Origin of the sequence: Mycobacterium sp. E740, from assembly GCF_001672895.1 — a bacterium.
In the GTDB taxonomy this organism is placed as follows: Bacteria; Actinomycetota; Actinomycetes; order Mycobacteriales; family Mycobacteriaceae; genus Mycobacterium.
Genome location: NZ_LZKP01000157.1, coordinates 88,515 through 97,589, shown reverse-complemented (window position 1 = coordinate 97,589; position 9,075 = coordinate 88,515). Strand labels below are relative to the sequence as shown.

10 protein-coding genes are annotated in these 9,075 nt (G+C 68.2%); 5 read left to right on the top strand and 5 right to left on the bottom strand.

Features of this window, described 5'->3' with window-relative positions; all coding sequences use genetic code 11:
- Together A5663_RS15165 and A5663_RS15160 are read right to left on the bottom strand one after the other, a co-directional pair.
- Nucleotides 1-882, bottom strand: an 882-nt coding sequence (locus A5663_RS15165) for a hypothetical protein (RefSeq protein WP_231976797.1), incomplete at its 3' end; no start/stop codon positions are given.
- Between the two features lie 133 nt (nt 883-1,015).
- Complete coding sequence (locus A5663_RS15160) at nt 1,016-1,870, bottom strand: Bax inhibitor-1/YccA family protein (protein ID WP_068150553.1); 855 nt, start codon at nt 1,868-1,870, stop codon at nt 1,016-1,018.
- A 175-nt stretch (nt 1,871-2,045) separates the two neighbouring features.
- On the opposite strand from A5663_RS15160, the gene A5663_RS15155 reads away from it, so the two are divergent.
- From A5663_RS15155 to A5663_RS15145, 3 genes are read left to right on the top strand one after another with little or no spacing between them, the layout of a single operon-like run.
- The gene (locus tag A5663_RS15155) at nt 2,046-3,095 is read left to right on the top strand and encodes an enoyl-CoA hydratase/isomerase family protein (protein WP_068150503.1); all 1,050 of its coding nucleotides are present in this window, start codon (nt 2,046-2,048) and stop codon (nt 3,093-3,095) included.
- Complete coding sequence (locus A5663_RS15150; protein WP_068150500.1) at nt 3,092-3,868, top strand: enoyl-CoA hydratase; 777 nt, start codon at nt 3,092-3,094, stop codon at nt 3,866-3,868. The genes A5663_RS15155 and A5663_RS15150 overlap by 4 nt, the downstream gene beginning before the upstream one ends.
- A 9-nt stretch (nt 3,869-3,877) precedes the next feature.
- Nucleotides 3,878-5,593 (top strand): alpha/beta-hydrolase family protein, encoded by a 1,716-nt coding sequence (locus A5663_RS15145; RefSeq protein ID WP_068150497.1) that lies wholly within the window; start codon nt 3,878-3,880, stop codon nt 5,591-5,593.
- Here the strand turns inward: A5663_RS15145 and A5663_RS15140 are convergent.
- Together A5663_RS15140 and A5663_RS15135 are read right to left on the bottom strand one after the other, a co-directional pair.
- Complete coding sequence (locus A5663_RS15140) at nt 5,590-5,970, bottom strand: rhodanese-like domain-containing protein (protein WP_068150550.1); 381 nt, start codon at nt 5,968-5,970, stop codon at nt 5,590-5,592. The two genes, A5663_RS15145 and A5663_RS15140, sit on opposite strands and share 4 nt — an antisense overlap.
- 8 nt (nt 5,971-5,978) lie before the next feature.
- On the bottom strand, nt 5,979-6,524 hold the full coding sequence (locus tag A5663_RS15135) for a cysteine dioxygenase family protein (RefSeq protein ID WP_068150494.1): 546 nt from the start codon (nt 6,522-6,524) through the stop codon (nt 5,979-5,981).
- A gap of 252 nt (nt 6,525-6,776) precedes the next feature.
- Here A5663_RS15135 and lpqV point away from each other — a divergent pair, with 252 nt between their 5' ends.
- Both lpqV and A5663_RS15125 read left to right on the top strand, forming a co-directional pair.
- Nucleotides 6,777-7,214, top strand: coding sequence for a lipoprotein LpqV (gene lpqV, locus A5663_RS15130; protein WP_068150490.1), 438 nt, complete (start codon nt 6,777-6,779; stop codon nt 7,212-7,214).
- A gap of 28 nt (nt 7,215-7,242) precedes the next feature.
- Nucleotides 7,243-8,229 (top strand): patatin-like phospholipase family protein, encoded by a 987-nt coding sequence (locus tag A5663_RS15125; protein ID WP_197503412.1) that lies wholly within the window; start codon nt 7,243-7,245, stop codon nt 8,227-8,229.
- Here the strand turns inward: A5663_RS15125 and A5663_RS15120 are convergent.
- Nucleotides 8,226-9,071: a patatin-like phospholipase family protein gene (locus tag A5663_RS15120; RefSeq protein ID WP_068150487.1), complete on the bottom strand. Its 846-nt coding sequence runs from the start codon at nt 9,069-9,071 to the stop codon at nt 8,226-8,228. The genes A5663_RS15125 and A5663_RS15120 overlap by 4 nt on opposite strands.
- Between the last annotated feature and the right edge of the window lie 4 nt (nt 9,072-9,075).

The window sequence follows — 9,075 nt, the reverse complement described above, 5'->3', positions numbered from 1 at the left end:
GTGTGCACTCAGATCGCGGAATCGCCTCTTAGCGGCGGGATTTGCGATCTGAACGCACACTAGACGCGCTCGGCGCACCCGATTGACGATGTCGGCCGGATGAGTGCCTGCGACCACGCGAATGTGCGTCCATCCGCGGTACGCAATGAATTCGGACCGCACGATGTCGCTGCCTAGGCGCGAAGGCAGGCGGTGCAGTTCGCCGTCGTACTCCACGGCGATCATCACGTCGTCCCACCCCATGTCGAGGCGGTAGCGAGGTCGCCCGAAGTCGTCATAGACGGGTATCTGGGTACGCGGCCTCGGAAAGCCGGCGCGGATGAGCAGAAGGCGCAACCAAGTTTCGCGCGGCGACTCCCCGCCTGGGTCGTACAGGTCGAGAACTGGTTGGACCCGCGGCACCCCCGGCGATCCCCGGTGTCGCCGGGCGAGGCCGGCAGCGGCGTCACGATCGAAGCGGGTCGCATTGCCGAGCGCGTCGAGGAAAGCGACGGCTTTGTCGCCGCGAGTCAGTCGCGCCAGGTCGAAAGCCGTGCGCTCCGGCGTCGTCACGGGTATGCCCTCCACCAGTTGCCACTCGTCATCGGCCACCGTGTCTCGGCGCGTCAGAATCCCGTGCGGCGGACGCGCATTCGACCAGAGGAGTTCGATCGCAATGTCATCGGCAACGTATTTCGAACCGAGCAGCTCGGCGGCGGCGAGACCGGCCACCACCCCGCGGCGACGAGTCCACAGCCAGGCTGCGATCGTCCGTTGCCTCAACGCCGGCGACACGCCGCCAACGAGGTACACGTCGGGGAACAACGCCTGATAGCGGGTTCGCAGCTGATGCTTGTTGGCGACGAGCCCATCGCGCAGCGCCTCGCTTCCCAGAAAGGGCATCTCCACGCCCCGCACTGAAGCGCATCGCCCCGACAGAACCGCTCGGTGACGCCGCCCGTGACAACTGGTCTGTGGATAACAGCAAAAACGAAAAAGCCCGGCACATTTCGTGCCGGGCCTTCTCGTCAGGCTGCTAGTCGCTGTTGAAGTACGACAGCAGCCGCAGGATCTCGATGTACAGCCAGACCAGCGTGACGGTCAGACCGAGCGCGATGCCCCACGCCGCCTTCTCCGGCGCACCGGCGCGGATCATCTGATCGGCCGCGTCGAAGTCGATCAGGAAGCTGAACGCGGCCAAGCCGATGCACACCAGCGAGAAGACGATCGCGATCGGGCCACCGGCGCGCAGGCCCATGCCCTCACCACCGCCGACACCGAACATCGCCAGCACGAGGTTGCCGAGCATGAGCACCACGACGCCGAACAGGCCGGCGACGATCATGCGGGTGAACTTCGGCGTCACCCGGATGGCACCGGTCTTGTAGACGACCAGCATGCCGAAGAACACGCCGAACGTGGCCAGCAGCGCCTGGGTGATCAGCGCGCCCGCGCTGCCGCCGGCGACGACGACATTGCCGAACACCCACGAGATCGCGCCGAGGAACAGACCCTCCAGCGCCGCGTAGCTCAAGACGATCCCGGCGTTGTCCTGCTTACGGCCGAACGTGGCGATGAGCACGAGCACCAGGCCACCGAGTGCGCCGACCATCGTGAACGGCATCGCCAGGCCGGGGTTCATGCCGACCAGGAAGTAGGACACGACCGCGACAGCGCCCAGCACCGCCAGCGTGATGCCGGTCTTGGTGACGACGTCGTCGATGGTCATCGGCCGAGCGACGCCCGCCTGCCGCTGCTCGGGATACTGCGTCACATAGGGGTCGGCGTGTACCGCCTGCGCACCGTAGCCGGCGGCTCCGGTACCGAATTGCGCATATCCGCCCTGCGTCTTCGGCAGGGATCGAAATACCGGGTTGCTGGATTCCCGCACCGTCGGTTCCTCTCCTGAGATGTGGTTCGACATTCGCGAACACACCGTCAACGATCCATGTCGCTGGTCGGTTCCCTGCTACCGGACGAACCTGGTAGCCAAACTTCCCAGCCTCTTCACAGGAAACCCTACCCGCAGACACCGCAGGCCGGGCAACGTTCTAGATTGCATAGCCGTGGGCGAAAACGAGGATGTCCTAGTAAGTGTCGATCGCGGCGTCGGCCTGATCACCCTCAACCGGCCCAAGGCCATCAATTCGCTCAACCACGCGATGGTCACCGCGATGTCACGCGTCCTCGCCGAGTGGAAGGACGACGACGACGTCACTGCCGTCGTGATCGACGGCGCCGGCGAACGTGGGCTGTGCGCGGGCGGCGACATCGTCGCGCTCTACCACAGCGCCAAGGCCGACGGTCCGCATAAGGGACGCGAAGCGCGAACGTTCTGGTACGACGAATACCTGCTCAACGCCCAGATCGGTCGTTTCGGCAAGCCCTATGTAGCGCTGATGGACGGCATCGTCATGGGCGGCGGCGTCGGGGTCAGTGCGCACGGCAGCGTCCGCGTCGTCACCGACACCACAAAGATGGCCATGCCGGAGGTCGGCATCGGCTTCGTGCCCGACGTCGGCGGCACGCTGATCCTGTCGCGCGCGCCGGGCCTGCTCGGCTATCACGCCGCGCTCACCGGGGCGAACTTCGACGGCGCCGACGCCATCGCGATGGGCTTCGCCGACCATTTCGTGCCCCACGACCGCCTCGCCGACTTCAAATCCGCCGTCGTCGCCGACGGCATCGACGCCGCCCTTGCCGCACACGCCGTCGAGCCACCGCCGAGTCAACTTGCCGCACAACGAGACTGGATCGACCACTGTTATGCCAACGACACGGCGACCGACATCGTCGCGGCGCTGCGCGGCCACGGCGCGGGGCCGGCGGGTGAGGCGGCCGACCTCATCGAGACCCGCTCCCCGATCTCGGTCTACGTCGCGTTGGAAGCCGTGCGACGCGCCGCGAAACTCGACACACTCGAAGACGTGCTGCGCCAGAATTACCGGACGTCGTGCGCCTCGTTGCTCAGCCACGATTTCGTCGAGGGCATCCGCGCGCAGGTCGTCGACAAGGACCGCAACCCGAACTGGTCGCCCCCATCGCTGGCGGCCGTCACCACCGCCGACGTCGAGGCCTACTTCGCGCCGGCCGACCGCGAACTGGAGTTCCCATGACCGATTACGAAACGATTCTGGTGACCCGCGAGGACCGCGTGGCCACCATCACCCTGAACCGGCCGAAGGCGCTCAACGCGCTCAACAGCCAGGTGATGCATGAAGTCACCACGGCAGCAGCCGAATTGGACAGCGATCCCGGCATCGGCGCGATCATCCTCACCGGCAACGAGAAGGCCTTCGCCGCCGGTGCGGACATCAAGGAGATGTCGAGCCTGAGCTTCGCCGACGTGTTCGGCGGCGACTTCTTCGCGGCCTGGGGGAAGTTCGCCGCCACCCGCACCCCGACGATCGCCGCCGTCGCCGGCTACGCGCTGGGCGGCGGCTGCGAGCTGGCGATGATGTGTGACCTGCTGATCGCCGCCGACACCGCGAGATTCGGGCAGCCCGAGATCAAGCTCGGCGTGCTGCCGGGAATGGGCGGCTCGCAACGGCTCACCCGGGCGATCGGCAAAGCGAAGGCCATGGACCTGATCCTGACCGGCCGCAACATGGACGCCGAGGAAGCCGAGCGCGCGGGCCTGGTCTCGCGCGTCGTGCCCGCCAACTCGCTGCTCGACGAGGCCAACGCTGTCGCCAAGACCATCGCCGGGATGTCGCTGTCGGCGGCGCGGATGGCCAAAGAAGCCGTCGACCGCGCATTCGAGACGACCCTGGCCGAGGGACTCCTCTACGAGCGCAGGCTGTTCCACTCGGCGTTCGCCACCGAGGACCAGACCGAGGGCATGACTGCCTTCACGGAGAAGCGCGCACCGAACTTCCGCCACCGCTAATCTGCGGGGGTGACCGACACCCGCGACGACACCGACACGACGGTAGAAGAACCGCCGCGGGCGGAACCAGGCCGGAAGTCATCCGGCAAGCCGTGGTGGGTGCGCCACTACACGTTCACCGGAACCGCGCTGGGCCTGGTCTTCATCTGGCTCTCGCTGACCCCGTCGTTGCTGCCGCGCGGCCCGCTGTTCCAGGGCCTGGTCAGCGGCGCTGCAGGCGCTTTCGGATACATGCTCGGCGTATTCGTGGTGTGGCTCACGCGCTACATGCTGTCGAGGGACAGTAGCCCGCCTGCGCCGCGCCAAGCGTGGATCGCCCTGGTGATCATCGGCATCGTCGGGCAGATCCTGATGATCGTCTATTTCCACATTTGGCAGGACGAGGTCCGCGACCTCAACGGTGTTCCGCGGATGGGCTTCTGGGACCATCCGCTGACCGCTGTGCTGTCGATCGTGACACTGTTCGTGCTCGTCGAAATCGGCCAGTTGATCGGCCGGCTGGTGCGCTTTCTGGTACGGCAACTCGAACGCATTGCGCCGCCGCGGGTTTCGGCCGTCGTCGTTGTCGTGCTGTTGCTCACCCTGAGCATCGCGCTGCTCAACGGCGTGGTGGTGCGCTTCGCGATGAGCACCATCAACAACACGTTCTCCGCAGTGAACGACGAGAACGATCCGGACTTCGACGCGCCGACCTCACCGTTGCGGTCCGGCGGCCCGCAGTCGCTGGTGAGTTGGGAGTCGCTGGGCCACCAGGGCCGGATCTTCGTGGCGGCCGGACCGACAGTCCAGCAGTTGTCGGCGTTCAACGGCCGACCGGCCATCGAGCCGATCCGGGCTTACGCGGGACTGCATTCTGCGGCCGGCATCCGGGCTACCGCACAGCTGGCGGCCCGGGAACTGCAGCGGACCGGCGGGCTGAACCGCGACGTGGTGGCGGTGGCCACCACCACCGGGACGGGATGGATCAACGAGGCGGAGGCCTCGGCGCTGGAGTACATGTACAACGGCAACACCGCGATCGTGTCCATGCAGTACTCGTTTCTGCCGAGCTGGTTGTCGTTCCTCGTCGACAAGGAGAACGCGCGGCAAGCGGGGCAGGCGCTGTTCGAGGCCGTCGACGGGTTGATCCGCGAGATGCCCGAAGCGCAGCGACCGCGGCTCGTCGTGTTCGGCGAAAGTCTCGGCTCGTTCGGCGGTGAAGCACCGTTCCTGGCGCTCAACAACCTCGTCGCGCGCACTGACGGCGCCTTGTTCAGCGGTCCGACGTTCAACAATACGATCTGGACGCAGCTCACCCGCGATCGCGATCCCGGTTCGCCGATGTGGCTGCCGATATACGACAAAGGTGAGAACGTCCGGTTCGCTGCCCGCGCCGAGAACCTGGGCCGCCCCGACGAACCGTGGCGCCAACCCCGGGTGGTCTACCTCCAGCACGCGTCGGATCCAATCGCGTGGTTCAACCCGGATCTGCTGTTCGCCGAACCGGATTGGCTCAAGGAGCCGCGTGGCTACGACGTCTCCGGGCGGATGCAGTGGATCCCGGTGGTGACGTTCCTTCAGGTGTCAGCGGACATGGCGGTGGCCGTCGATGTTCCCGACGGGCACGGCCACGTCTACGTCGAGGACGTGGCCAATGCGTGGGCCGCGATCCTGCAGCCGCCGGGCTGGACGCCACAGCAGACCGAGCGCCTGCGCCCGCTGCTGTCGAGTGACGAGAAGGATTAGGCCGGAACGGTTTCGGCGATCAGCGCGTGGTATCCGCCGACGACGTCGGTCGCGCGATGCAGCCCGAGGTCGAGCAGCGATGCCGCGGCCAGGCTCGAGGTGTAGCCCTCCGAGCACAGCACCACCCACTCAACGTCGTCGTCGACGGCTTGCGGCAGCCGGGCATCGCTGGTCGGATCGCAGCGCCACTCGAGCACGTTGCGCTCGATCACCAACGCCCCCAACGCCGCGGGCACCTCACCCTCGAGCGCACGCTGGGCCTGCGGCCGGATGTCGACCAGGATCGCGCCCCGCTGCACCGCCGCGGATGCCTCCGAAGCAGGCAACCGGCGCAGCCGGGCGCGAGCGTCGTCAAGAACACGGTCGATACGGCTGATCGCCACGGTCATCCCTCCGGCGCGTCGGTGAGCTCGGTCCGATTGCGGCGCAGCGTCTTCCGATCGGTCACGTCGTAGTACGACATCGCAGTGAGCGGCGGCGAATAGGCATGCACGCTCAGTGCGGGCGCGACCGCAGCCGAGCTGTCCCGCTCGGGCGCCCACACCACGTCGTGCACCCATCCCAGCGGGAAGGCGGCCTGATCGCCCGCCGACAGCCGGCGCTGGCGCAACGCCCCACCGTCCCAACGAGTCTCGCGCAGCGCTCCCGACACCACGGTCAGTGCACCGAGTGAGCCGCCGTGGTCATGCAGTTCGGTCGAGCGGTCCGGCACCCAGCTGATCAACCAGATGTCGAGTTCGTCGTCGCCGTGCAGGCGCGTGAACCACCGCTCGTCTGGCGGCGGGCCACCGACCGGCAGCAGGTGGTCGAAGCGGCCGCTGAGCACGTCATCGGCGGCGCGGTCGCTGGCGAGCAACAGATCGGGTAACCGCAACCGCGTCGGCGCGGACACCGCCGGCGCGACGGAAGGCAGGACTGCAGGGGAGGCCATGAGAGCTCCAAGAGGGACGACACGGGCAGGGACGGGCGTTAGGCCCGACAACACCGCCGACGTCCACTGGTCACGACGAGAAGTGTGGCAGTTCGTCGCGCTTCCCTGCCATGGGCGGCGGACGGGCCCGCAGCGGCGAGCCTCGTAGCCGCAGGCCAGACCGCACGCACAGGGACCTCGCGCATACATTCACCATGAGCGAAACCCTCGGTCGGTGTCTGCCGCCATGGGCCGATTGCCTAGATTGGCGTCATGCGCAGGCACTCTGGTCTCACCGCGGCTGCCGTCGCGACCGCGATCCTCATCGCAGGCTGCTCGTCGGAAAGCGGCACCGCTCCCGAGGAGCCCTCGGCCCCGACCGCGTCGACGTCGGCGGCCCACGGTCCGGAAACCAGTGCTGCTGCACCAGGTTCCGTCGCAGTCTCCCCCGGCGGTGTGACCACCGCGGTCGGCGCTCCCGCCGATTCGACCGAGGACGAGTACTTCGCGGCATGCAACACAGCACGGCAGTGGATGGCCGCGCAGGGTGGCGAGGCGAAGACGCAGGTCGAGCCGTATCTCCGCATGCTGCAGTCCACGGACTCGGCGGGCCCCGGCACCTACGACACGGCCTGGTCCAAGTTGACGCCACCCCGGCAGGCCGCGGTCATCGTCGCCGTGCAGGCAGCAGCCGACGGCCTCTGCGGATAGCGCCCGGGCCGCGCGCGACAATGGCGGCATGGCTGGCAAGCGGGTGGCGCTGGCGCTGGGCAGCGGGGGTGCCCGCGGCTACGCCCACATCGGGGTGATCGAGGAACTGCAGGACCGCGGTTACGAGATCGTCGGTATCGCCGGGTCGTCGATGGGCGCACTGGTCGGCGGGTTGCAGGCCGCGGGGAAACTCGACCAGTTCGCCGAGTGGGCGAAGTCGCTCACGCAGGGCGCGGTGCTGCGCCTGCTCGATCCGTCCATCACAGCCGCGGGCGTGCTGCGCGCGACCAAGATTCTGGACGCGGTGCGCGACATCCTCGGCGAGGTCAGGATCGAGGACCTGCCGATCCCCTACACCGCGGTGTCGACGGACCTGATCGCCGGCAAGTCGGTGTGGCTGCAGAGAGGACCGGTGGACGCCGCGATCCGGGCATCGATCGCGATCCCGGGAGTGATCGCGCCGCATGTGCTCGACGGTCGCCTGCTCGCTGACGGCGGCATCCTCGAACCGCTGCCGATGGCCCCGATCGCGGCCGTCAACGCCGACCTGACCATCGCGGTGTCGTTGGCGGGCAGCGAAGCCGGCGGCACCGACGAACCGGCCGAACCGGGGTCGCGCGCGACGACCGAATGGCTGGCCCGGATGTGGCGCAGCACCACGTCGCTGTTCGAGTCCAACGCCGTGCTGGGGCGCTTCGGCGCCGGCGCCGACGAAGACTCCGAATCCGCCGAGGAACTCGTCGACGCGACCAAGGAAGTGGCGGCCGTGCCCAAACTGGGCAGCTTCGAGGTGATGAACCGCACCATCGACATCGCGCAGGCGGCGCTGGCCCGCCACCAGCTGGCCGGTTACCCACCCGATCTGCTCATCGAGGTGCCCCGTACGGCGTGCCGGAGCCTGGAGTTTCACCGCGCGGCGGAGGTGATCGACGTCGGGATCGAGTTGGCGGCTGCCGCGCTGGACGCGTTCGATCAGCCCGATCGTCCCGAAAGCTCAACTGGCACAGAGAGTTAGAGGCCGAGGTAGGCGGCCACGTCCGCAGCGACACGCCTGCCCTGTCGGCGCCCGGCGTGCGCTGACGGAATCCGGCAGGCGGGGTCGAGCGGGTTGGCTCCGAAGGCCGCCAGGGCGTCGTCGGCGGCGAACACGGCGAAGGCGTTCCGCGCGTCGACCTCGTCTTTGGCGCCGGAACCGAACGGCGAAGGCGACGAGAGGCCCTGTGGGATCAGCGCGACCACCACGTCGCAGTCGTCGGCGAGCGCGAGGTTGACGGTGCTGCCGACGCCACCGTCCATGAACCGCCGCGCTCCGATGGTCACCGGCGGCCACACGCCCGGCACCGCACAACTCGCCGCCACCGCGTCCACCAGTGCGACCCCCGACGCACGGTCGAAGGCGACCAATTCGCCGGTGGCGGTGTCGATCGCCGAGATGCGCAGCTCACGGTCCGGCCAGTCGTGTGACGGCAACCGGTGCTCGATCACCTTGCGCCGGACCGGTTCGGTCACGGTGTCGGCCGCCAGCGCGATCGCCCCGATCCGCTGCAGCTTCTCGGTTTTCGAGCCGGGCGTTGTCATCGCCCGGAGGAAGACCTCGGTGATGTCCTCGATACTGGCGCCGGGGTCGATCTCCGCGGACTCCACCGCCGTCTGCCTGTCGAACAGGGCCGACAGCGCGAGCCCGCTGCCCAGTTGCGCCGCGACCGCCGATCCGGCCGAGGTGCCGACCAGCACGTCCGAGGCCAGCAAGGCGTCGGCCGCCGCGGGCGACTCGTCGGCGATGCCGGCCAGGACGCCGGTCTCCCACGCGATACCGGCCAGGCCGCCGCCGGCGAGTACCAGTGCTCGTCTCGTCACAGCC

Coding starts and splice junctions, on each gene's coding strand:
- A5663_RS15125 (WP_197503412.1), top strand. CDS start 7,243: ATGGCTGGCAAGCGGGTGGCGCTGGCGCTGGGCAGCGGGGGTGCCCGC.
- A5663_RS15135 (WP_068150494.1), bottom strand. CDS start 6,524: ATGGCCTCCCCTGCAGTCCTGCCTTCCGTCGCGCCGGCGGTGTCCGCG.
- lpqV (WP_068150490.1), top strand. CDS start 6,777: ATGCGCAGGCACTCTGGTCTCACCGCGGCTGCCGTCGCGACCGCGATC.
- A5663_RS15150 (WP_068150500.1), top strand. CDS start 3,092: ATGACCGATTACGAAACGATTCTGGTGACCCGCGAGGACCGCGTGGCC.